The organism is Leifsonia sp. 10L418 (genome assembly GCF_056395445.1).
The window spans coordinates 47,621-69,454 of sequence record NZ_JBFTJN010000001.1 but is presented as its reverse complement, the minus strand read 5'-3'; the positions used below and the strand labels follow the sequence as shown (position 1 = coordinate 69,454).

At 63.1% G+C, this 21,834-nt stretch carries 18 protein-coding genes; 11 read left to right on the top strand and 7 right to left on the bottom strand.

Going from position 1 to position 21,834, the window contains the following annotated elements; translation table 11 throughout:
* Nucleotides 1–168 precede the first annotated feature (168 nt).
* The 5 genes from AC1DCF_RS00290 (at nucleotide 169) to AC1DCF_RS00270 (ending at nucleotide 6,781) form a co-directional block, all read left to right on the top strand.
* Entirely contained in the window at nucleotides 169–3,426 is a 3,258-nt protein-coding gene (locus AC1DCF_RS00290; protein ID WP_477209275.1) for an HsdM family class I SAM-dependent methyltransferase, read from the top strand.
* Nucleotides 3,427–3,677: 251 nt separating this feature from the next.
* Nucleotides 3,678–4,055: a hypothetical protein gene (locus AC1DCF_RS00285; protein ID WP_477209274.1), complete on the top strand. Its 378-nt coding sequence runs from the start codon at nucleotides 3,678–3,680 to the stop codon at nucleotides 4,053–4,055.
* An 85-nt stretch (nucleotides 4,056–4,140) separates the two neighbouring features.
* Entirely contained in the window at nucleotides 4,141–4,794 is a 654-nt protein-coding gene (locus AC1DCF_RS00280; RefSeq protein ID WP_477209273.1) for a helicase associated domain-containing protein, read from the top strand.
* 402 nt (nucleotides 4,795–5,196) lie between these two features.
* Nucleotides 5,197–5,751, top strand: a complete 555-nt coding sequence (locus tag AC1DCF_RS00275; RefSeq protein ID WP_477209272.1) for a hypothetical protein — start codon at nucleotides 5,197–5,199, stop codon at nucleotides 5,749–5,751.
* 40 nt (nucleotides 5,752–5,791) lie between these two features.
* On the top strand, nucleotides 5,792–6,781 hold the full coding sequence (locus AC1DCF_RS00270) for a hypothetical protein (RefSeq protein ID WP_477209271.1): 990 nt from the start codon (nucleotides 5,792–5,794) through the stop codon (nucleotides 6,779–6,781).
* Between the two features lie 154 nt (nucleotides 6,782–6,935).
* Here AC1DCF_RS00270 and AC1DCF_RS00265 read toward each other — a convergent pair whose 3' ends face one another.
* Nucleotides 6,936–7,523, bottom strand: a complete 588-nt coding sequence (locus AC1DCF_RS00265) for a helix-turn-helix domain-containing protein (protein ID WP_477209270.1) — start codon at nucleotides 7,521–7,523, stop codon at nucleotides 6,936–6,938.
* A 567-nt stretch (nucleotides 7,524–8,090) separates the two neighbouring features.
* On the opposite strand from AC1DCF_RS00265, the gene AC1DCF_RS00260 reads away from it, so the two are divergent.
* From AC1DCF_RS00260 to AC1DCF_RS00240, 5 genes are read left to right on the top strand one after another with little or no spacing between them, the layout of a single operon-like run.
* Complete coding sequence (locus AC1DCF_RS00260) at nucleotides 8,091–8,633, top strand: DNA-binding protein (RefSeq protein WP_477209269.1); 543 nt, start codon at nucleotides 8,091–8,093, stop codon at nucleotides 8,631–8,633.
* A gap of 34 nt (nucleotides 8,634–8,667) precedes the next feature.
* A complete protein-coding gene (locus AC1DCF_RS00255) occupies nucleotides 8,668–10,155 on the top strand; it encodes a DUF3375 family protein (RefSeq protein ID WP_477209805.1) in 1,488 nt (495 codons plus the stop codon).
* Nucleotides 10,152–10,976 (top strand): DUF4194 domain-containing protein, encoded by an 825-nt coding sequence (locus tag AC1DCF_RS00250; protein WP_477209268.1) that lies wholly within the window; start codon nucleotides 10,152–10,154, stop codon nucleotides 10,974–10,976. Before AC1DCF_RS00255 ends, AC1DCF_RS00250 begins: the two co-directional genes overlap by 4 nt.
* Entirely contained in the window at nucleotides 10,973–14,362 is a 3,390-nt protein-coding gene (locus AC1DCF_RS00245) for an ATP-binding protein (protein ID WP_477209267.1), read from the top strand. Before AC1DCF_RS00250 ends, AC1DCF_RS00245 begins: the two co-directional genes overlap by 4 nt.
* Nucleotides 14,359–15,549 (top strand): Wadjet anti-phage system protein JetD domain-containing protein, encoded by a 1,191-nt coding sequence (locus AC1DCF_RS00240; RefSeq protein WP_477209266.1) that lies wholly within the window; start codon nucleotides 14,359–14,361, stop codon nucleotides 15,547–15,549. Before AC1DCF_RS00245 ends, AC1DCF_RS00240 begins: the two co-directional genes overlap by 4 nt.
* Before the next feature lie 54 nt (nucleotides 15,550–15,603).
* On the opposite strand, the gene AC1DCF_RS00235 is transcribed toward AC1DCF_RS00240, so the two are convergent.
* The 5 genes from AC1DCF_RS00235 to AC1DCF_RS00215 all read right to left on the bottom strand — a co-directional run bounded on the left by AC1DCF_RS00235 (nucleotide 15,604) and on the right by AC1DCF_RS00215 (nucleotide 19,622).
* Nucleotides 15,604–15,840 (bottom strand): hypothetical protein, encoded by a 237-nt coding sequence (locus tag AC1DCF_RS00235; RefSeq protein WP_477209265.1) that lies wholly within the window; start codon nucleotides 15,838–15,840, stop codon nucleotides 15,604–15,606.
* Between the two features lie 69 nt (nucleotides 15,841–15,909).
* The gene (locus AC1DCF_RS00230; RefSeq protein ID WP_477209264.1) at nucleotides 15,910–17,151 is read right to left on the bottom strand and encodes an ATP-binding protein; all 1,242 of its coding nucleotides are present in this window, start codon (nucleotides 17,149–17,151) and stop codon (nucleotides 15,910–15,912) included.
* Between the two features lie 83 nt (nucleotides 17,152–17,234).
* Nucleotides 17,235–17,870 carry a hypothetical protein gene (locus AC1DCF_RS00225; protein WP_477209263.1) on the bottom strand — a complete coding sequence of 212 codons (636 nt, stop codon included), beginning with the start codon at nucleotides 17,868–17,870 and terminating at the stop codon, nucleotides 17,235–17,237.
* 215 nt (nucleotides 17,871–18,085) lie between these two features.
* Complete coding sequence (locus AC1DCF_RS00220) at nucleotides 18,086–18,949, bottom strand: metallophosphoesterase (protein ID WP_477209262.1); 864 nt, start codon at nucleotides 18,947–18,949, stop codon at nucleotides 18,086–18,088.
* A gap of 16 nt (nucleotides 18,950–18,965) precedes the next feature.
* A complete protein-coding gene (locus AC1DCF_RS00215; protein WP_477209261.1) occupies nucleotides 18,966–19,622 on the bottom strand; it encodes a hypothetical protein in 657 nt (218 codons plus the stop codon).
* A gap of 537 nt (nucleotides 19,623–20,159) precedes the next feature.
* Here AC1DCF_RS00215 and AC1DCF_RS00210 point away from each other — a divergent pair.
* Nucleotides 20,160–21,332, top strand: a complete 1,173-nt coding sequence (locus AC1DCF_RS00210) for a hypothetical protein (RefSeq protein WP_477209260.1) — start codon at nucleotides 20,160–20,162, stop codon at nucleotides 21,330–21,332.
* A 171-nt stretch (nucleotides 21,333–21,503) separates the two neighbouring features.
* Here the strand turns inward: AC1DCF_RS00210 and AC1DCF_RS00205 are convergent, their stop codons facing one another.
* On the bottom strand, nucleotides 21,504–21,701 hold the full coding sequence (locus tag AC1DCF_RS00205) for a hypothetical protein (protein WP_477209259.1): 198 nt from the start codon (nucleotides 21,699–21,701) through the stop codon (nucleotides 21,504–21,506).
* Between the last annotated feature and the right edge of the window lie 133 nt (nucleotides 21,702–21,834).

Genomic DNA, 21,834 nt, shown 5'->3' with positions numbered 1-21,834 from the left:
GGTCGAGGAGCGGACTTTGCGTCGACACTCTGGGGCTGGCGCTTTGGGGTCTCTGCGTCTATTTTATGTCGTTCCTCGGCAAACCGCGGGTCAGCTCAACTCGGCCGGGAACGCACCTCCAACTAGAATTGCGTCGTATACATACAGACTTGGCTGAAGGGTCACTCAATGGCGAAGCGCCTCTCCACTGGTCGAAACGAAGTCGGCATGCTCTCGGACATCCGAGAGGCGGCGGAGAAGATCGGCGCTGAGGTTCTCGGGTTCGAGATCGAGTGGGCGGTCGAAACCAGTGCCAAAAAGATTAACAAGCGTCCTGACGTCGAGGTGCGTCGCGCGACGGGCAATCGCGAGCTGCTCATCTCAGGCGAGGCCAAACGCCCCGAGACGCCCGAGGGCGTCCACCCCTACGTCCCCGGCGAAGTTACGGGTGCCATCGCGAAGGCGAGGGCCCTCGGAGGTCGATTCGCTTTCACGACGAACTTCCTCACGGTAGCGATGTTCGACTCACAGGCCTATGACGCCAGCAGCGGGTACCTCGACGCAATGGTCGGCGATGAAGTTCGACTCATCGAGGAGACGGAGACGTCGATTTCTGACTGGTGGGCCGTGCTCACCCCTGAGCGCCGGACCGCTCTCGTTCGTCCCGGACTTGAAGCATTCTTCGCGCAGCTCCGCGCTCTCCTCCAGCAGGGCCAAGCCGTCACCAAGGCCGGCAAGGACGAGGTCTACTTCGCCATCTTCAAGTCGTCCTCTGACGCCCTTCTCGCGGAGGCTCTACCTTCGGTTCTCGATGCAATCTCCACACTGACACTGCCCGCTGAGGTCGCCGCTGAGGCCAAGGACAGGGGCTTCGAGACGACGAAGGTCGACGTGGTCCGCTACTTCGTCGCACAGGCGATCGGTGAGGTGCTCACGTCGGGCCTTTTCTACGAGACAGTCAGGCCGACGTTCTCTCTGAAGGCGATCCTGTCGGGGACCAATCCGGCGACCTCGGAGCTCATGCGCGAGCTGTTGCTGAAAAACCTGGCCGAGGCCACCCGGTCCACGGGCGACTACGAGACGATCTTCGGGCTCTCCGAGGGCGCGAAGTACATCCTCGGCATCGAGAGTCAGACGCTTCGCACTTTGTGGCTCGAGCTATTCGCGGCCCTTGACGGTGTGCGCTTCGATGAAGTGAATTCTGAAATCATCGGCGTCATCTTCGAGAGGCTGATCTCCGCCGACCAGCGCCAAGAGATGGGCCAGCACTACACTCAGACCCGCCTTGCGCGGGCGATGACTGCGTGGGCGGTTGAGAGCTCCGACGATCTGGTCGTCGATTTCTGTGCCGGCGGCGGTACGTTCCTCGTGGAGGCCTACACGAAGCTCCGGGAGGACAAACCTCACGAAGCCGTGCTGGAGCAGGTATTTGGGAACGATCTTGATTCGTTCGCTGCCCACCTGTCGACGGTGAACCTTGCCACGCGCGACGTCTATAAGGGACACAACTTCCCTGCGGTCTCCAATCGCGATGCTTTGAAAATCAGACCCGGCGACGCTGCCGTGGAGGTCACACCGAACGTAGGCGACCCGTACCGCCTCGAATACCCGGACAGGTTCGAGGTCGTGCTTGGCAACCCGCCCTACGACGAGAAGGCGCTGACGCCGCTGGAATACCGGAACGACCTCGCAGCGATCGCGGGCAGCGGCGGGCTCGCGGTGCTCCCCAAGGGGCTGCCCGACAACATCAACCTCGCGGCGTGGTTCATTCTGCTCGCAGCGGCATGGCTGAGGCCCGGAGGCAGGATTGCCCTGGTCCTGCCCGCGGCGATTCTGCAGAACGAGAAGCATGCGACGCTGCTGAACTGGATGAGGTCCCGATTCGACGTATCGGTATGGCACACGGAGTCGGACGTTTGGTTTTCCGACGCGCGGGTCGCTCCGATCGCCCTGTTCCTCAAAGAGCGCGAAGAGTCCGAGAAATCGTACGGTCGGTTCGAGTTCGTCAATGTGGTGGAGCCCGTGAGCGGTGCCATCAAGCTTGTTGACGGGTTCCCTCGTCCGGCGGGGGCACACGTCGTGCGAGATCTCAGCGGGCTGAGCCCCGAAGAGGACGCCTTAATCGCAGGGACCGAAGCCGACTGCCTGGCAGTGTTCGAAGCCGCGCCCAACGTGATCCGGCTCGGCGCCGCGCCCGACTTGACCGTCGCCAGCGGCAATAAGCTCGGCCATCCGTTCTACAAACTGAAGGATCGCGACCGCAAGAATACTGGCCTGCGCCGGTCGCTCCGCGGCTTCGACATCCAAACGACGTTGAGCCGCAACTATCTGACCCCCTTGTTCAGCTCTCCGAAGGACGAGCCGACAGGCGAGTTCGATCCGATGAGAGTCGACTGGTGGATTCTCTCGGCGCCAAAGGCGCTGCCGAAAGGCGGTGAGCTGGAGAAGTACATCAGCGCGGTGAAGCGCGCAGGGGCCGCTGACAAGCCGAGCGTCAAGGCGAAGGGCAAGAGCTGGTGGGCAGTGAGTTGGAAGCTCTCTCGCATAGCGGTTGGCATCCACCCTCAGTTCCAGCCTCAGGTCTGGTGGAGCGAGGAGGAGTTCGTCGCGAACAACAACTTCCACATGGTGTCGTTGTCGGACTCCGTCAACAAGGAAGACCAGGAGCTCGTCGCGGCATCGCTCGCCAGCGTCTACGGCAACCTCTCATCGCTTTACCGTAGCAATGAAGTCGGGTGCGAGGGCGTCAGATGGGTGTCCACCGGGAACCTCGATCGATGGAGTGTCCTCGACTGGACCAAGGTGAACGCCGAGGACAAAAAAGCGGTGCTTGTTGCTTACCGCGCATTCCGCAAACTGAAGTACACGAAGGTGTATGAGATGACCGCCGCGGCCAAAGCTTCTTGGCAGGCTCTCAGTTCTGCCGTGGCGAGGGCGGCCGGTGTCCCCGATGCGGACGCCAGCGCTGAGGCCGCTCTGCGCGAGGCCCACCTGACGACTCTCCGGCGCCGGGAGCGAGAAATCGTCGCAACCAGCGGACGGACGAGGGCTGGAACCTCCGGCGGCGGGAAGCTGCTCCGCGACATCAAGGCTTTTGCTGAGAGCAACCACCAGCCCGCAGTTTCCGCGCTCAGTGACGGCGACGAGACCGTGAAGCTCAAGGCCCAGGTGATCGAGGATGTGCTCTTCGACTTCGACAACGAGTCAGACAAACGGCGTGTGGGCAACGCGCTAGTCGCCCAGGTGGGCGACGGATTTGAGGCTGCTCCGGTCTGGGACGACTCAACGGTCGAGGCGGTACTGGACCTGTACGAGCAGGTGCTTCGTCAGTTCGTGCAACTGGATGAAAATGAGAAGGTGACGGTTGGATATGAGCACACAGCAGAGCTCATAAGAGAGCAAGTCACGAAGACTCTCTCCGCGGCAGTGAAGAAGCGTCTCAGCTGAAATAGATCATTCCGGATCGATCCCGGACAGCGGCTTCGAGCTGTTGAGGCGAAGCGATCTACTCGAATTGGGCGCGGCGCCCAGGCGGTGCTCAACCACATCGTGCACCACGACGGGACACCCCCGCACGCGCCGATAGTCCTGATAAGTGCGATTATCGGGTACAGAATACCAGCCCCTTGAAGTGAGACGGGGCTGAGTTGATTTTGGGACCGCGGAGCGCGGCGGCGTGAGGCCGTAGCATCGTCGACATGAGCATGAGCACCCAGGAGACAAGGGCGACCGGACCGCGATCGGGTTGGGACGTCGCCGCGTTCGTCGTCCTCGGCTTGCTCTTGGGGTGCGTGACGATCTTCGCGAGCTTCTTTGGCAGCCTTCTCGGCTTCGAAGGGGTCGGCAACAGCAACTCGTCTGACCCGGCTCCGTCGACACTGTCGAGCGTGCAGGCCGGCGCAATCATGCTTCTTGCCGTCGGTGGCCCGTGGGTGATCGCGGTTGTCGTTCTGCTGTGGGGAGTCGTTCGGCTCGTGAGCGGCAAGGTTTCGTGGCCGTTTCCCCTGGCCGGCTTTGTCTTGCTCTTCTTCAACTTCTTCGTTTGCGGGGGTCTCATCGCGTTCATGAACCGATGAGGGTGTCTGGGTTGGAGGGAGGCGCGGAGGCGCGCCGCAGCGGAGGGAGCGCAGACCATGACGGCACCACCGCTAGCCTTGGGGCGTGGCGACCGACGATGAGAAGTGGATGCTCTACCTCGGCCATGCTGTCGCTGTCTTCAGCGTCACTGGCGAAGTCCCGCGAGGTACTGTCCATCCAGGCCCGTGGGTCGGAGCGCAACGCGCGGCGGTCCGGCGCGGATTGAGTTCTATGACGGCCGGCCGTCAAGCTCTGCTCGACGAGCACGTGCCGGGGTGGCGAGAATCGCCGCCGCAACCGCCGCGAGCCTCCTGGTCGGAAAGCGCCGCGGAGCTGCGTGACTACGTGCGCAAGACTGGACGATTTCCACGTCAGAAGAGCGAGGCCCCGGACGAGGCGCGCGTTGGTATGTGGTTGACCAACCTGCGCACGGCTCAGCGCCGCGGCGAGCTGGAATCAGGGCCGGGCGCAGCGCGCGCAGAGTGGCTGGCTGAGCACGTCCCTGGCTGGGAGGGCCGCGGCGAGCGTGACGCGGTGTGGCAGCAGACTGCTCGCGAGCTCGGCACGTGGGTGGGCGCGACGGATGCCGGTCGCTGGCCGAAAATTCGCAGCGCAGATGCTGATGAGCGACGCCTTGCGACCTGGTTGAAGAATCGGCGTGATGACCACCGTGCCGGAAGGCTGAGCCGCGAACGCGTGGTGTTTCTTGATCAGTGCGCGCCTGGGTGGCAGGACTAAGTCGCTCCGAGTGCAGTCCCGATCAGGCCTCGCGCAGCGGTCCGGCGCCGAGTCGGAAAATGCTCCGGGCAGACCCTGTGTCTGTTGGGTGCCAGAGACGAGCTGCAACTCCGGGTCGAGCTGGTAGGCCGAGGTGTGCGCAAGATAGCTCGGGTCGTAACGGAACGTCGTTGAAGTAAGGCTCCCGCGGCTTCGGTGGATTGCGCGCGGCCGGCCAGCACTGTTTCGCCGGCGAACTCGAGACCAGCGATTTGCTGGCCCCTATCGCGCTGTGTAAAAGCGGGGCTATGCTATGTCCCGTTCGGTCAGCAGAGGTTCTCTCGCAAGCCGGACCCATTCAGGCGGGGGGCTGGAATGTGGGGGGAATCCGCTGACGGCGCGCGGCTGCGGAGAAACAGCCACGTGCAGGGTTGGCTGTTTCTCGTCGGCATCGTGGTGGCAATTGGTGGAGTGGGTGCTCTTCTGGGCATCTCCAGCGGTGCCGGCTTGTACATCCCGCCGACGATCGGTCGGCTGGCGATTGGCACCTTCGACGGCATCGACGCGCTCTTCTTCTTCATGTGGGCGTCGATGTTCCAGCTCCTGAGCGTCAGTGACGGGCTCCAGTACAGACTCATGTTGGGCAAGGCGCGGGTGCGGCGGAGCAGGGCGTCGGACGTCTGGGGCTTCATCGTCTTCACGCTGGTCGCGATCCTGTGGGGCGTCCTCGCTGTTCACCCCGTCTTCGCTGGCCGTGCCGTGGATCCGACGTACGTGAACCGGCTGCCCTCCGGTGTGCCGGCCAGCTCACTGGAGCACGGCGTCGTTGAGGTGACGACCACGTACTTCGTCCTCGTGGGACTCGTGCTCGTCCTCATCGCGGTCACACGCCTGTTCAATCCGATCGACTTCGACGAATACGAGCGCTACCTCCGCAGGGTCCTGCGCCTGCCGCCGCCTCGAACGCCCGTCCAGTAACCCACTCAGAAAATAACCCACTCAGAAAAGGAAGATCCACATGAAGATCGCATGGAAACTCTCCGCCGTCCTCGTTGGTGCGCTTGTGAGCACTAGTCTCGTCGCCGCGCCGGCTGCCTTCGCGACCACGACTGATCCCACGCTGAGCGCGGCAGGGGCGCAGGCGGTCACCGAATCTGGCCGCATTGTCGACTTCTATAAGGCGTTGGGCGTGGGAGCCTCTAACATTCCCGCTGCGTCTCAGCCGCAGGCCGCGACTCTCAGCGGCGTCCTCGACCTGGTTGTAGCCCCGGCTTCCACCCCCTCGCTGCCGACGCTCTCAGCGCCGCCCACCAATTGCTCAAACACCGGCGCTCTGGTGTCCTATTCGCAACAGGTCGCCGCGGCGAACAACGCGATCGACCCGAAGGCGACGACCCTGGGCCAGGAGACGGTGTACATGTACATGTCGCACTTCTACGATCTGCCCAGCATCTGCTCCAACAACGCCGCGTACTACTCCAAATGGATCACCAACGATGACCGGGCGGTCTACAACAGCTATCTCGCGACGAGCAACAATGTTCAGCTCGGCACGACGATCCCGCAAATGATCCTGAACGCCGAGACCCTCGTCTCCAATCCGCTCGCGCCTGTCGCGAAACTCGTCGTGGGCCACCCCGGCGCCTGGCTGGCAACAGGCGTCGACGGCATCAATCGCTTTGCGGCAGGGCAGTCTCTCATTAGCGAGTTCCAGACCGTCTCAACGTTGCTCGACGCCAACAGCACCCCCGAAGCCATCGTGAGCCAGATGCGGGCAGATCTGTCCTCCACTTGGAGTGACGCCGATACGGTGGACGCCATCATCGCGACCGTCGCAGCCTTGATGTCGCCGACCATCGGCCAAGCGCTGTTCTCGCTCGGGACGGTCGTCATCAGCTTTGAGCTGAAGGGTGTCAACTCGTTCATGCAGACGGCCGCCTTCAACGCCATGCGGATGAGCACAAGCGGCCGCGCGGCCACGCGGATGATGCGCTCCTACGGCATGTAGATTCACCGAATCTCGCAACGGCTCGTGGCCGGGGCGCGCAGGTCGACAGCCCAGCGTCCTGGCCACAGCTATGTGTTGCGACGAGAGACTGTAGGGCCGTCCGCCTAGTCGTGGTCGGTGATGAGGTCATCGCGGTCGAGCTGATTGGCGGCCACTAGACACTCTCCAGGGTTGCCGCTTCGATGAGGATGCCGCGCTTGAGAAACTCAGCTGGGACCTGGTCGGTGTCGACGGGAATGTCGTAGTCGCTGGTGCGCGGCGCCCAGGGGGAGTCGGGGTTTCCCAGCCGAGCGCCCACCCAGTCGGGGACGGGGAGTGAGTCCGCGTTGAGGCGGTACTCACAGAGCGCTGCGATCGCGGCGTCCCACTGCGCAGATCCTGTGGGCTCAGGCTCGGTGAGAGTGAGGCCCACACGAGTTGCTCCGCGCTCGGCCGCGAGGTTGTCAGCGAGCTGGAGCCAGCGCCGGAAGGCGTTGGGCTCGGCCTTCTCTGTGGAGTCGTCGGCGAGGTCAGCGCTGATGCCCGATGCGATGCGCGCTGCGTCGCTGTGCACGGTGGGGATCGTGACGATGGTGTGGCGCGTGGCGCGGAGCAGCGACTCGAGGGTCGCAACCGTTGGGTCACGCTTGCCGTGCTCGATCTGAGAAAGAGATGAGCTGGCGATTCCGGACAGTCGAGCGATCGCGCTCTGGCTGAGACCGCTGGCCGCTCTGGCCGCGCGTGCGAGGATTGTCGCGCTCATTGAGATCACCAACCTTTACTAATTCGTAAAAGTCTAACACGGAGGGCGTGATGGGATTTGGGGCGCCACGTGGTCAGGTTGCGAGAGCGCCCTCGCTGTCCCGCATGCGCGACTCTGGTGCAGCAGTGTGCCGCAAACGCGACAGCGTTGCCGGGTCTGGAGTAGCGCTGCCCGCGCTACTCGACGACGACCAGCGTGTAACCCTGGGTTGGATCGCCCTAGGGACACCCGGCGGCGGCTGCGCCGCGGCGTCAGCCGCCGCCGTATCTGGGACTGCGCCGGGGCAAGTCGACCTGATGTCAGACCCATGGCGCACCATGGGGTCATGACGCCGTCGACAACCTGCATGGCTCTGCTCCCCAGGCGGGAAGCGGAAACGTCGTCGTCGACCTGGTTCGCGGCGAGCTTGGCCGTCGGGGGCCGTCTCTGCGCCTCAATGCGCACAGGCGACGCCGTTCACGATCAGAAATCAGCCTTCTCTTTGGGTAATGGGAAAGGTAAGGTAATTCATTACCTGCGTTACCCATTACCACGTTGGCAATTTGCCACCGTTTTTGAGGAGCTGAAATGAGCACCGACGCCAAGAACCTCACCGCCGAGGAGAGGGCTGCCAGCGCTGCCGACGAGTTGGCGGCCGAGGGCCTCAGTGTGACCGCCGCGGCCGTCCGAGAGCGCTCTGGTGTGCGCATGTCCACCGCACTCGCGGCCTCCAGGGATTGGAAGGAGCGGGACAAGAAGTCCAGGGAAGAGTTTGCCGAGCCGGTGCCAGAGCAACTCCAGGCCCGCCTGCTCTCTGCTTTCGAAGGGGCATGGCGCGAGGCGCGCGCGTTGTCCCGTTCTGAGTTCGATGGCGCACGCGCCGGCTTGGAGGCGAAGCTGCTCACGTCCGAGGGCGAAGTGGGGAAACTCACCGCGGCGGTCGACGAGCTCGAGGAGGAGCGCGAAGCGGCGCGAGTCCTAGCGGCTGAGCAGGCTGCAGAGCAGGCATCTCAGCTTGCCGAGGAGCGCTCGCGAGCCGACCGGGCCGAGGGCGCGCTGGGGGCTATGACCGCTGAGCGGGACCGGCTGATCGCCCAGCTCGAGGCCATGCGGTCCGTGACGGACGACTGACGCGGACCGGGTCGCATTGAAGGGGGTGGGTGGCATGGCATCAGGTATCGAGGGTGACCTCGCGCGCATCGAGGCGGGCCTGAACACGCCCACTCTGAAGCTGCTGGATCGCAAGTCTGCAGGTGTCGCCATGTCGATCTTCGCCGCTGTGTTCCGGCAGGACGCGCAGCCGATGCCGGTCGAGCGTTTCCACAATGTCGTAGAGGCCCTGCTCGGCGAGCTAAAAGGCTTGGGCTACACCGTGCCCGACAGCGGCGGGAAGTCGCTGGCGATGCAGTGGGTGCGCGAGCGCTGGCTTTACCGCGATCCCGGCCGCGGCCAGGAGACGTACCAGCTCACCGGCGATGCCAAACAGGCCATGGACTTCGTGACTCGGGCGACTCGCACACAGCTCAACGTCTCGCTGTCTCGCATCGAGACCATGCGGCGCGTCGTCTCCGAAGCGGCTCTGGTCGCCAACCCGGACCGCGAGGAGCGCAAGCGCCGTCTCGCTGAGGAGATCGGTCGCCTGGAAGCCGAGTACGAGCGCTTGGACGGCGGCGGCGAGCTACCGGGCTCCTCAGAGGTCGAGCTGACCGAGCAGTTCGCAAACGTGCTGCGCGAACTCGACGGCCTGCCTTCTGACTTTCGCCGGGTCGAGGAGACCGTTCGGGATATGCACCGGGTGATCACCAAGCGGTTCCGCGAGGAGGAGCGTCCTGTCGGCGAGGTTGTGGATGACTATCTGGATCAGTCGACCAATCTGCTGACCGTGACCCCGGAGGGTCGAGCGTTCTCGGGGGCCTTGGAGCTGCTCCGCAAGCGCGATTGGCTGATGAGCCTGAGCGCCGATCTCGATACGATTCTTGCTCACCCGTGGGCGGGTACCCTTCTCCCCGACGAGCAACGCCAGCTCCGGACCACTGTCGACGTGATTCGCCGCGGCATCTCCGACGTCCTCGGGCAGCGCCAAAGGCTGACGGCGACGCTCCGCGAGCACATCGAGAACTACGACCACATCAAGAACCGCGAGCTCGACGCTGTGCTGCGCGGCGTTGATCGCGAGATGCGTATGTGGATGCAGTCGGCCAAACCCCGCGACCACGTCGACGTCGAGCTTGTCCCGCCCAGCATGGAAATCTCGGCGTTGCGGTTCCGGACGTTTGACCCCGAAAGCGAGCGAGCGCCCGACCCGCTCGAGGACGTGTCCGGTGAGGCACCTGTCGGACTGTCCCTCGACGACATCCGCAAGCAGGGCGGGCCGTCGATAGACGAGCTCCGTCGGCAGATCGAGGAGTTGCAGGCGACGGGCAATCTCGAGTCCGCGGCGGCGCTGTTCAACACCCTGCCCGGCGACCTCCGCCGGCCGGTCGAGATCCTCGGCCTTCTGCACCTGTTCACCCGGATGGGGGCAGAGATTGACCCGGCGTTGCGCGAGCAGGTCTCTGCGTTGCGGCCGGACGGCAGCGTCCGTCGGTTCCTCATCCCGACGTCTACGATCCACGCATCCGAGGATGCTCACTCCGAGGGAGACCCGCGATGACCGACACCCTGGTAGAAGACGAGGGGTTCCTCGACGCCGACGCCGACGCCGCCGACGGCGACCCGAGCTATGCATTCGATGCGTTCGATGCGGAGGTGGCCTCGAACTACGAAGACGGCGAAGCCGATCAGGTCAGCCTGGCGATGTTCGAGGGGGACACCGGCGAGCTCTTCTCCGATCAACGACGCTGCCTGCATGCGTTGCTGAAGCAGCGGTACATCTCGGCCGAGCGTCACCCCGAGCACTGGGCTGTGCTGCTTGCATCTCAGGACGTGATCAAGAGCCGCCTGAACGACTTGTTCCTCGAGCTCGACGTTGACCGCGACTTCCAGGTTGCGTTCAAGCGACAGGCCAGCGCGGAGAACGGCGAACCGCTCCCTTCACTGCTGCGCGACATCTCGCACACCAAAGAGGAGACCATCGTGCTGGTATTCCTGCGGCAGCGGTTCTTCGCGCAGCGGCAGGATGGCGAGGACGTCGTGTTCGTGGACCGCCAGACGTTGCTCGACGATGTCGCCGACCAGCGCCCAGAGCACGCTACGCACCGTGCCATGGACCAGAAACGTGCGGTCAAGTCGATCGACGCTCTGGCCAGCGCTGGCGTGCTCCTGAAGACCGCAGACCCCGACCGATTCAGGATCTCGCCGATCATCGAAGTACTCATGCCGATCGAACGGCTCCGTGCCCTGTGGACGTGGTTAATGAGCCAGAACGGCACTGAGACGTCTGGCGCCGATGAGGTCAGCGGAGACTCCAGCGACTCGACCGATTCCGACGACACACTCGACCTATTGTTCGACCTCGAGGAGGATGACGCATGACTCTCGACCTGATGATCCCCGAGCAGCCACGGTTTCAAACGGATCATGCGCAGTGGCGCGTGGAGACTATCCAGATGGTGAACTGGGGTGGGTTCCACGGTCGCCACGAGGTGCGCATCTCGCCCGGTTCCACGCTGATGTCGGGGGCGTCGGGATCCGGGAAGTCGACGGTACTCGACGCGTATCTCGCCCTGATGATGCCCTCTGACACGCCGTTCAACGGGGCCTCCAACGATGCCGGCGGGCGGGCGCGTTCGGCCGAGCAGCGCAATTTGCTGACCTACTTGCGAGGCAAGATGGACACGAGCCGTGTCGATGGCTCGGACGAGCTGCGCGACCAGGTGCTTCGCGGGGGTGAGGGTGAACCCATCTGGGGTGCGCTCTCTGCGACATTCATCAATGATGACGGTCGGCGCTACACCGTGCTTCGCATTTACTTCGTCAAGGCCGGCGCGAGCGTGGGCGGTGACGTTGCCACGACCTTCGCGACCTTCGAGGGGTATCTCGACCTCTCCAGACTCACGCCGCTGGCCGCCATGCGGTTTGACAAGCGCACGCTGAAGGCGGCTCTTCCGGGTCTGGTCACCTTCAACACGTTCTGGGAGTTCGAGGACAACATCCACACACGTCTGGGCATCGGCGGCGGGGACGGCGGCCGGAAGGCTATGCGTCTGCTCGCGCGCGTCCAGGGAGGGATGCAGGTCAAGCGCGTCGACGGTCTCTACAAGTCGATGGTTCTCGAGGAGCCAATCACCTACCAGGTCGCTGACGACGCCCTCGAGCACTTCGCCAACCTGGAGGCCGCCTACTTCAAGATGACCGACGAGGCGGACAAGGTCAAGGCGCTGCATCGGCTGCCCGGACTGCAAGTAGACCTGACAGACGCCGAGGAGAAAGAACTCCTGATCCGTCAGTTCGGCGCCGACGACCAGGGACCATCCCCGTTCCGTCTGTGGCTGCTGCGCACTGAGCGGGGACTGCTCGACACCGCTGTGACGGAGAACCGTCGCGCGAATGCCGAGACGGTCGCGACGTTCACGCAGGCCAAGGCCGACGAAGCAGAATACGAGCGTCAGCTCGCTCAGATCGCTGACGACAAGCGCAGCAACGGCGGCGACGCCATCGACGAGCGCCGCGACGAGATGTCTCGCCTCGGAACCAGTCGTGACGGGGTGTACGCCGCCAATCTGAAGTTCCAGACACGCACCGAGGCCATCGGCCTGATCGTGCCCGAGACGTTTGAGCAGTTCACCGAGGCGCAGGTCGCAGCGGTGGACTTCTTGGCTGGTTTGAGCGCGCGAGAGACAGTGCTTCAGACGGAGGAAGAAGCGCTCCGGAGCGAACTCTCCCCGTTGACCAGCCGCCATGTGGATCTGATGGGCGAGAGGAAGTCCCTCACAGGGCGCGCTGGCAGTGTCGATCGTCGACCGCACGATGCGAGGGTGCGGATGGCGAAGGCGGCAGGTCTTGACCCCATGGCCGATCTGCCGTTCGTGGCCGAGCTCATCGACGTGCTTCCGGAAGAAGCACACTGGCGCAAAGCTGTCGAGAGCACCCTCGGCGGCATCGCTCGGACCGTGCTTGTTGACCGGCGCATTCGCGACCAGCTCTCCGCCGCAATCGACGGGATCTCGATCCGGCCCCGCATCCGTTTTCAGGCCGTCACCCTCGCCGAGCACGAGGACTGGCGAGGTGATCCCGACCATATCTCGGGGAAGCTCGCGTTCAAAGACTCACCCTTCTCTCGCTGGGTCCAGGACCGGGTCGGCGACCCTGGCGTTGATCACCTCTGCGTTCCCGACTCGGCCTCTCTCGGCGGCGGCCGGGAACCGCGCGTCACCCCCTCGGGACAGACCCGCAACGGCGACAAGGGCGCGCACGGCGAGTCCGGGGACGGCGACATCATCGGCTTCTCCAACGAGCGCAGGCTCGCCGACATCAACAGGCTTCTCGACGAGCTCGACCCGCAGATCACCGCGGTTCGCACGCTGATTGACGACGTGCAGGCGCGCATGGCCGATCTCCGCCGGCAGAAGGAGGCGCACGTCTACGTCCAGGACACGGTCTGGGCCGATATTGACTATCTCGGAATCGACCAGCGCATCGGTGAGCTGGAGGACGAAATCGCTAGGCTCCGCGCGGCCAACAAGATTCTGGATGCCCTACAAGCTGAGGAAGAGCGCATCAAGCCGCTGTTGACGCGGGCCAATCGTGACAAGGTCTTGGCTCATTCTGGTCTGGAGAAGCTAGAGAAGCGCCACGGTGATCTCGTCACAGGGCAGGACAGCACGCAGGACGGCGTGGACGCGATCGTCAATGCGCAGACGGCCACCGTGACCGAGGCTCAGCAGGTCTACTTGGATGCTCTGTTCAGTAGCAACTGGGATGCCACGAGCCTGGAGTCATTCAGCGCAAACATGCGTGCGCTGCGCAAGCGTCTGGGGGACGAGATCGAGACCGCGCGTCGAGGTGCCCGCAACGCTTCGAACGCGATGGAGAGCATCTTCGAGGCGTACAAGAGCCGATGGACGGAGCACAACCTCGGTACAACGGTCACGTCCGCGGACGGATACCGTGAAATTCTCGACAGGATCCAGTCGGAGGGGCTGTATGAGCGTCGGGATCGGTGGCGGCGTGAGTTCGCCGCCTGGTCGAGCGATGACCTGCTGCGCCTCAACGATGCGTTCGACACCGCCCTCCAAGACATCGAGGACCGTCTGCGACCAATCAATCGAATCCTCGAGACGCTTCCGTTCGGTGGCAAGGGAATCTTGCAGATCAACCGCCGGCCTCAGCAGAGCGCCGAACTAAGTGCGTTCCGCCGCGGCCTCCGCGAGCTCTCGTCAGGGCTCGCACACGAGCTCACCGATCAGCAGGTCGAGGCGCGGTTCAAGAAGCTTCGCGAATTCATGACCCGTCTGCGCATCCCCGAAGGACACACGAAGTCCTCGACCTCGCAGCGCGACCGGTACCTCGACGTGCGGCAGCACGTCGTCATCACCGCGGTCTGTCTCGATGAGAACCGGCACGAGCTCGCCAACTACGACTCCCTCGGCGGCAAATCCGGAGGGGAGACGCAGGAACTCATCGCGTTCATCGTCGGCTCGGCGCTGCGGTACCAGCTCGGCGACGAGTCCCGCTCTCGGCCCCGGTTCGCGCCGGTGTTCCTCGATGAAGGGTTCGTGAAGTCCGATAGCGAGTTCGCTGGCCGGGCCGTCAAGGCATGGCAGGACCTCGGATTCCAGCTCATCATCGGCGCGCCTCTCGACAAGGTGACGGCGCTTGAGCCTCACATGGATCTGCTTCTCACCGTCACCAAGAACGATCGCGGGTACTCGTACGTCGTTGATCTGCTCGACGAACCTGATGCCGGAGACGACACATGAAGACACCTAACCTCGTCACGGCGGACATCCGCGGTCGCCTGAGCACGAAGTGGCACATGGACTTGGTCGGCGAAGCCGCCGCGTTCCCGCACACATTCTTCCTGGGGCGCCCGGACTCCGCCGAACTGCTGCACGACTACGCGCCCACCCTCGCGTCGACGGTCGAGTTGCAGGACTGGGCTCGACGTACCGGCGTTTCCCTTGACTACGAGAACCGCAACGCCAAGGGCAGCAGCGTGCAGGCCGTACCTACTCACGCACGAGTCGGGTCGATAGATCACGCCGCAGCGATCGCCGCCGGCGACTGGCCTGACAAGCTAGAGCAGGCTCGAAAGCGGCTCGTCATCCTGCGCGATCGGTTCCCCGACGTGATCGAGATCGGTCGCGCCCTGCGGCTCGTCAACACGTACTCGGACGTCGACTTCGAATTGCTCCTCACCGTCACCGACTGGTACCTCCAGGACCCGACTCGTGCAACGCTCGGCGTCACGCCGCGACAGGTTCCGATTCCCGGTGTGCATGCGAAGTGGCTCCAGTCCCACCGGGCCGGCGTCCAGGCTCTCACTGGCCTTGACGATCTTGGCTTCTTGCCCGGCCACCCGCCCCGTATTCACTTCACCTACCTCGACCCGGAATACAGAGGAACTGGTGCGCGCGTCCACGACTCGGCCACAGTGGGCGATGCCTTCGCGCCTGCCTATCAGCCCCAGGTCGTCGTCATCTCGGAGAACAAGGACACGGCCATCCATTTCCTGCCGATTGCTGGCGGGATCTCCGTCGAAGGTGTTGGCAAGGGTGGCAAGACGATCGCGTCGTTCCCCTGGATTCGAGACGCTCCCGTAGTGGTGTACTGGGGCGACATTGATAGAGATGGCTACGAGATACTCGACGGCTACCGAGGCGACTTCGAACGCGATGTCCCCTCGATCCTCATGGATCCGGTGACCTACGAGGCGTACGAGCGGTTCGGTACCGACTTCGACAAGAACGGGAAGGCGATCACGGCGGGAGCACCGAAACCCGTGGAGACGCTCCATGCTGACGAACGGGCCGTGTACTTGCGTGTCCTGGACGTCGAGCACACAGGGCATCGGCGGCTCGAACAAGAGCGGATTCCGTTGGAACGGGCACGAGAGGCTGTAGAGCTGGTCCGTGAACGGTCTGGATCGGGCAGCGCAGACCAGTGACCGGAGGGTAAGAGAGCTCGGCGCGACAGGGTGCCCGGAATTGTGTACCTGTCGTCAGCGGCCATTCTGGGCTTCGCACTCCTCATCCGCGATGCGTGCGAGCGCTTCGTTCATACCGGCTCGCGCCTCTTCTGGACTCAGCTCGCCGGTGAGGACTTTGAGGACTCGCGACATCGTTTCGGCGTTGGGGAAGTGGCCGGCGAGCTGCTGGCCCTTCTCTATGACGGCCATACCCTGCTCCACATTGAGGTCGGGGCGGTCATGGCTATCGGAGGGAGGGTTCTCGGTCATTGGGACCGCCATTCAGTGGATTCAGGATGCTGGTTGGAGCTGGCCTCAGTTCGATTCAGCTCGTTGTAGTTACTCGACATCTGGCCAGTCGCTAGTGAGGAATGCCTCCACTGCGCGGTGGCGGAACGTGTACGGCTTGCCGCGGTTAATGATGCCTCGCACCGAGTCGAGGCGCTGTGACGTCGGGCCAGCATCGGTGGCTTTCGCCAGGCCCATCTCCTGTGCGATGCGAGTGAGCTTGCGCTCGTTCGCGGGCAATTCAGCCATGGCCTGGATGAATTCGCGCTCACGTACTGGGAGGCGGTCAAGGATTCGCTCCACGTGGGTCACGGCCTCAGCATGCGCAGCCTCCCAGCCGGCCAGAACCTGGTCGCGAGTGATGAGGTCGCCCGTTCCCGCGTACCAGGCCCGCTCACCGGCGAGCTGGAACAGGAACGGCTCACCGCAACAGATGTCGATGACGGCGGCGGCCGCGCCCTTCTCCATGCGGATGCGGCTGACGCCAGCGGTTGACGAGGGGTCAGGCGCCGGCCAGCCGTCGATGATGAATGGCTGGAGAGCGGCGGCAAGGTCGTCTTCACCGAGCGCGGAGAGCGTGGTTGTCTGAAAGCGTCTGGCGAAGGTCGCTCCGGTGCGGGCGCCGGCCAAGTCCGCGAAGTCGGGCAGGCCTGTGAGGTAGACGGTGATCGGAAGTGATCGGGTCGTCTTGAAGCCGCCGGGGAGTGTGATCTCTTCCTCGTGCACGAGGGCGTCGCCGAGCGCGATCAGCAATTGCGAGAGCGCGTTCTCATCGGTGACGTTCTGAATCTCGTCGACGTGGATGAGGACCATGATGTCGCCCTGCCGGATCGCGGCGCGGCCAACCTCGACGAGGAGCTCGGTCATCGCGGTATATGGCTCAGGACCCTCTTGCTGACGCAGGGTGAGAGAAATGCCGGATGCTGCGACAGCCTGCACGCGGTTCAGCGCATCTTTGATCTTCTGCTCTCGGGACGCGGCGAGACCAGCCTTGTCGGCGAGCTTCAAGATCGCGGCGGCGACGAGCTTCAGCGGATCTGCGCCAGAGGGAATGCGCAGCTGCGGCGTGACCCAGTCTCCTGCGGCGGCGGCATCGCGTGCAATGCGGCGTACCAGGGTTGACTTACCGAGGCCTGCTTCGCCAAGGATCGTGCGTCCCCTCTCCGGGAGGCCCGCCAGCCGTCGCGGGCGCACGATGTCGTGCCAGTCACTGAGTTGCGTGGCACGACCGGCCCAGACGTCGGGGACGTTGTCGGAGCCGGGCGTGAACGGGCTGTTGAGTGGGGTACGCATGGTGATAACTTTATCAGGGATTACTCTCGTTGATAAAGTTATCAGCACGTTTCTTGAGCCCGTCAAGAATTCAGCACCCGGGGTTACTCGAACTGGCGACCAATGATGCGCTCGACCGTGGTGGCCTGCTGGTTGATGACGATGCCAGGATCCGCGTCGCCAAGCGGCTCGGGCGCCTCGTCGCCAGGAGCGCCAAACTCCTCGTCAAACCAGTCGATGAAGCCGAGCGTCGTGCCCCACTGCTTCGTGATGCGTTCGTGGATGGCACGCTGATCGTGGCCCGGGAGGAACGTTCGAGTGCCGGCGACTTCTTCGCCGCAGCCACAGGCGCACGTCTTGGCTCCAGCCGAAGGGTAGGTGACCGGGTTCCGGAATCCGTCGACAGGTGAGTCGTAGAGCCGGTCGAAGTCGGGGTCCCCCTTCGCGAGCAGGAGACCGTTGATCGCGAACTTGATCGACTTGCCATCGAGGCTTGCGATCTCGGTGATCGGGTCACTCAGGTCGAGCTTGACGACCATGACCACTCGGCCGTCGTGCGAGAAGGTCGCGAACTCTTCCTTGTAGACGCGGCGACCGAGGAACCAGATACCGCGGTTCCGCTTGAAGTTCTGCTCATGATCTTTCGCGGGGTCCCAGCCCAGCCAGTCACGCTGCATCGGGTCGAGGTGCTTGTCGGGCCAGTCGTGGCGAACGTCGCTGAGCTTGAGATTTAGGGGCACGATTTCTCCTCGCTTGATAACCTGATTGCTTGGGTTTAGTTTATGGGTACTGGAGATAAGTGCAACCCTGGGGTCTGGGTTATGTATTAGCGTTGCGGCGGAGGTCGTAGATTCGCCCAGCCGGATAACCCGTCGACCAGGGGCTTCGGGGCTTTCATCAGCGAACCAGGGCGGGAACGGGTGGTCTTGCCTTGTCGAGCCGACATGGCTCCAGCTCAGTCAACACTTTCCTCATTATTTGGCCTTGTCGTGTACTGGGCCTCCCAATCTTTGGTCCGTCGAACCCGTGGCGGCTTCGGTGTGCCCCTCAACCACCGCCATTTCAGTGTTGAGAGCTCAAGGAGAGCGAGATTCTTGGCCTGACCGTCACGCCCGAGTGACACGACCTGCTGTCCCGAGGGGAGCGTGGAAGCGTCACCCAAATGCATATGGCCGTGAAACAGAACCTTCGGGGCGAGTCCTTCCCAGACTTGCGTGACGAGCGCGCGCGACTGCCGCGAGTATTCCAGCGCCTCCGGGCCCCAGCGCATCGGGTTGCTGCTGAGCACGGACTCCGTAGCCGGGGTGCCCCCATCGATGGTTTCGTGCATGACCAGGACCTCTGTCTGACCGCCGTAAGTGGCATGAGCTACGTCTTGCGCCGTCGGCAGCTCGCTACGGAACCAGTCGACGCCCGCGGATCGCATTTCAAAGTCGACCGAAGCGGCACCGCCGAACGAGGCGAAGGTTCTCTTGCCGATTTCGAATCGATAGCCGCGGGGGAGAACCTCAACCACCGAGCTCAGCACCACTGGCCTGCCGGGGTGTGAGCTGAACTCTTTGTCGAGCCAGTCCCAGTCTTCGTGGTTGCCAGGGGTGACAAGCACGCGGGAGATCCCGGCCCTTTCGCACCAGAAATCGACAGCGTCGAGGTACTTGCGACCTCGCACGCCGGACCAGATTCCAAAGTCGCCGGCGTGCAGGATCGTCCGTACGCCCGAGGTTTCACGGGCGATTGCGGGGATCGCTTTGCCAATCCAGTCGGTGTTTCCGTGCCAGTCGCCGGCCACTACTAAATGAGTCTCGTCGATCGGGATCAACGGAGCCATTCGACGCTCACCACCAATCGCCAGCCTCAACAATCTGCGTCACCTCGCTGATGGCACCGCCGTCACGGAGCCATTCGACCGGAGTTTTGCGCCCCTCGGCGACGAGGCTTGACTGGGGCGTCGACATGAACCCGGCAACAATTTGCCAACGCCATCGCGGAGTGATGACCCTGATGATTTCGGCGAGACCGGGAAGAAGCTTCGTTGGAGATCCGACGTCGAACTGCCAGGTGGGGAAGCGGAGTTGGCCTGATAGTTCGATCGCGTACAGGCGCCCTTCGGATACAGAAGCACGAACGGCGTCTTCGTTCCAGCTCAGGAAGCCGGTGACGGTCTCCATCGACTCTGTTTCGAAGAGGGCGAACAGCCCAACCTCAGCGGCGCCAAATTGCAAGCTTCCTCGGTTCACGGATGCCGAAGTCTTTGCCCACTCTTCAGCAGTAAAAGTGCCCGACTCGATCAAGAAGCACACTTCGTTCTCGGTGAGCTTTTCCATCGAGATAGGTGCCATCGCCAGCAGCATTTCGGTAAGCGAACGAACTATGTAGTCCGAGTCGCGTCCCAAAAGGGCTACTGCTTCCCCGAAGCGTCGCAGTGCGTCGTCCGCCACTTGCTGGCCGACTCGTCGAGCGGCGCTGTCAGAAGGAGGTGGCGTAAGGCTCATGACCAGCAGACTAGAGCAGCTTTCTTCGCCCAATGCGGGTGTGTAGACGAGTCGTAGGAACGTACTTTGCGTTTCCGAGCTGCAGTTCTTACTCAGAGATGAACAGATATGGCCACAGACCGAACACCTCACGGAGCCCGATTTTGAGATCTCGACTCCCGAGGGATTCACAGGTTTGGAAGGACTGGAGCTAGTTACTTCGGCGGATTTACTCTGCAGATTGATGCGCCCGGGTACATGGGCGGTTCTTGATCACCTGAGGTTGAGAGCTGATGCTAGCTATGAAGAAGTATCCACAGGAGCTCAGAGGCTGGCGGTCCTCGCTCGTTGCCAGACTCATGCGCTCCGGGACCGGTTACAGCCCACATCGCGACAAGTAGCTCGCGCGAATAGACCCGGCAACCCGAGAACTTCCAAGGATGACCCACGCATGGCCACGATGAATATTGTCGCTAACTGGTTTCGCGGTGGCTCAGCCGTCCGTGCCTGGACTGCCGAAGCCCGTTGCAGTTTCGCGGTCACTGTACGATCTGCATCATGACTAATGCCCCGCCCGGTTGGTACGCGAATGGAGTTGACTTGGAGTCGTGGTGGGATGGCGAGCGATGGCACGACGTTCATCGTCCGGTCAACAGCACAGTCAGTCCGACGCCAGTTGCCGAATATGCACCGCCGAACGCCTCACAACTGTCAAATTCGGGAGTCCCCGCGCTACTTCTTGGCGACGGCATCAACCTGGAGCGTGGCTCGTCCGGGTTGAAACTCGTCGGTGTTTCGCGTCTAGGGCGGTACACGATCGGCGGGGAGCAGAAGCACATCCCGTACGAGGATCTGTTGACGGTTGAGCTAGTCTCCTCCGGCATCAGGCTACGAGCGGGTAAACACCCGGTCACGGTGCCGATTGGGCGTTCCAATAGGGAGGCCGCTCGGCGCTTCGTTGAGGCACTACTCGAGCAGCATCGAACGACGACGAGCCAGACCATCGGGTCGGGTGAGCGCCTGTCTCGGGCCGCGAAGGCCGCCCTCATCGAAACCGGAGTTCAACGAGCGTTCGAAGCTAGGATCCCGAACCTTCGCGAAGTAATTCGTTCTGGAGACATCGAGGCCGAAGGCCGACAAACCATCGAACTCAAGCGATGGGCGCGCGAGCAGGGCATGAGGTCGTGGGAGGAGCATGTTGACCAGGCGGCGGCAAAGATGCGAGAAGAACTCGACTTGAACCCCCTCGTCTTGATCGGCCGTCTGGGTTCGATACGCGTATATGAGGACCGCCTCGTAGACGGCGGTGAGGCGCATCCCATCGACGCTTTCACGGAAGCACAGGTCTACCTCGATGGCCAGATTCAAGTCACAACTCGCCCGAGCATGGGTGCGGCATTGGTGACTTCGATTTTGCCAGGTACGGCACTGATTGGTGCAATGGCGTTCGGTAAGGAGAAACGACACGACTCACGAGTTGCGTCCTTCCAAGTAGGTTCCACGAACTGGACCTGGAGCGGCTCTGTGCCGCCCCAGACCATCAGCTATCCGCGCGCCCTGGCGCAACGCATCAACGCAATTGCGTCCGCACTTCAGGATGCCGCGGTTGCCAGGCCACCGGCACCTGACCAGCTCACGCAGCTTGAACGAATTGCGGCGTTGGAGCAGTCGGGAGCCCTAAGTGCAGAACAAGCAATCGCAATGCGGTCGAAGGTGATCGCTGAAAGTTAAGATAGCCGTCCCGCGGGACCAGGCGTGCACGATTGTTTCAGCTGCCTGCCGAGCGGCAGTTCACCTGAACATGTAGCTTTTTTGAAATCATGCGCTGCGAAATCGTCCGAAAGTACTCGTTCGGAGCGCTTTTCACCCATTGAGCCTTGCTCGCACGTCTCCCAAGGAGCTCTAGAGGAGCTGCTCGAGGTAAACGCGAGCGGTCGAGGTGCCAGGCTCGATCTCGGTCAGACCGCTGTCGACGATGGTGGCGACCGAGGGGTCGTCTGCGCCGCCATCATGTGCGTGCTCGCTGAAGCGCAGCATCCCGACCTTGAGATCGGGCTTGTCGGCCCAGGCAAGGCGCGTGCTTATCGACGAGGCAAGCACCAGGCGCCGAGCATATGAGCGACCTGCGCCGCGGCCGTGTGCATTCAGGCGCGAAGCCTAGCTTCAATCCCGGTAGTAGGTGCCCGCGTGCGGCGAGCGATCAGTAAAGAACGGTTTCGGGCCTAATTCCCCT

Coding starts and splice junctions, on each gene's coding strand:
- AC1DCF_RS00290 (WP_477209275.1), top strand. CDS start 169: ATGGCGAAGCGCCTCTCCACTGGTCGAAACGAAGTCGGCATGCTCTCG.
- AC1DCF_RS00285 (WP_477209274.1), top strand. CDS start 3,678: ATGAGCATGAGCACCCAGGAGACAAGGGCGACCGGACCGCGATCGGGT.
- AC1DCF_RS00270 (WP_477209271.1), top strand. CDS start 5,792: ATGAAGATCGCATGGAAACTCTCCGCCGTCCTCGTTGGTGCGCTTGTG.
- AC1DCF_RS00265 (WP_477209270.1), bottom strand. CDS start 7,523: ATGAGCGCGACAATCCTCGCACGCGCGGCCAGAGCGGCCAGCGGTCTC.
- AC1DCF_RS00260 (WP_477209269.1), top strand. CDS start 8,091: ATGAGCACCGACGCCAAGAACCTCACCGCCGAGGAGAGGGCTGCCAGC.
- AC1DCF_RS00255 (WP_477209805.1), top strand. CDS start 8,668: ATGGCATCAGGTATCGAGGGTGACCTCGCGCGCATCGAGGCGGGCCTG.
- AC1DCF_RS00250 (WP_477209268.1), top strand. CDS start 10,152: ATGACCGACACCCTGGTAGAAGACGAGGGGTTCCTCGACGCCGACGCC.
- AC1DCF_RS00245 (WP_477209267.1), top strand. CDS start 10,973: ATGACTCTCGACCTGATGATCCCCGAGCAGCCACGGTTTCAAACGGAT.
- AC1DCF_RS00240 (WP_477209266.1), top strand. CDS start 14,359: ATGAAGACACCTAACCTCGTCACGGCGGACATCCGCGGTCGCCTGAGC.
- AC1DCF_RS00235 (WP_477209265.1), bottom strand. CDS start 15,840: ATGACCGAGAACCCTCCCTCCGATAGCCATGACCGCCCCGACCTCAAT.
- AC1DCF_RS00230 (WP_477209264.1), bottom strand. CDS start 17,151: ATGCGTACCCCACTCAACAGCCCGTTCACGCCCGGCTCCGACAACGTC.
- AC1DCF_RS00215 (WP_477209261.1), bottom strand. CDS start 19,622: ATGAGCCTTACGCCACCTCCTTCTGACAGCGCCGCTCGACGAGTCGGC.
- AC1DCF_RS00210 (WP_477209260.1), top strand. CDS start 20,160: ATGACTAATGCCCCGCCCGGTTGGTACGCGAATGGAGTTGACTTGGAG.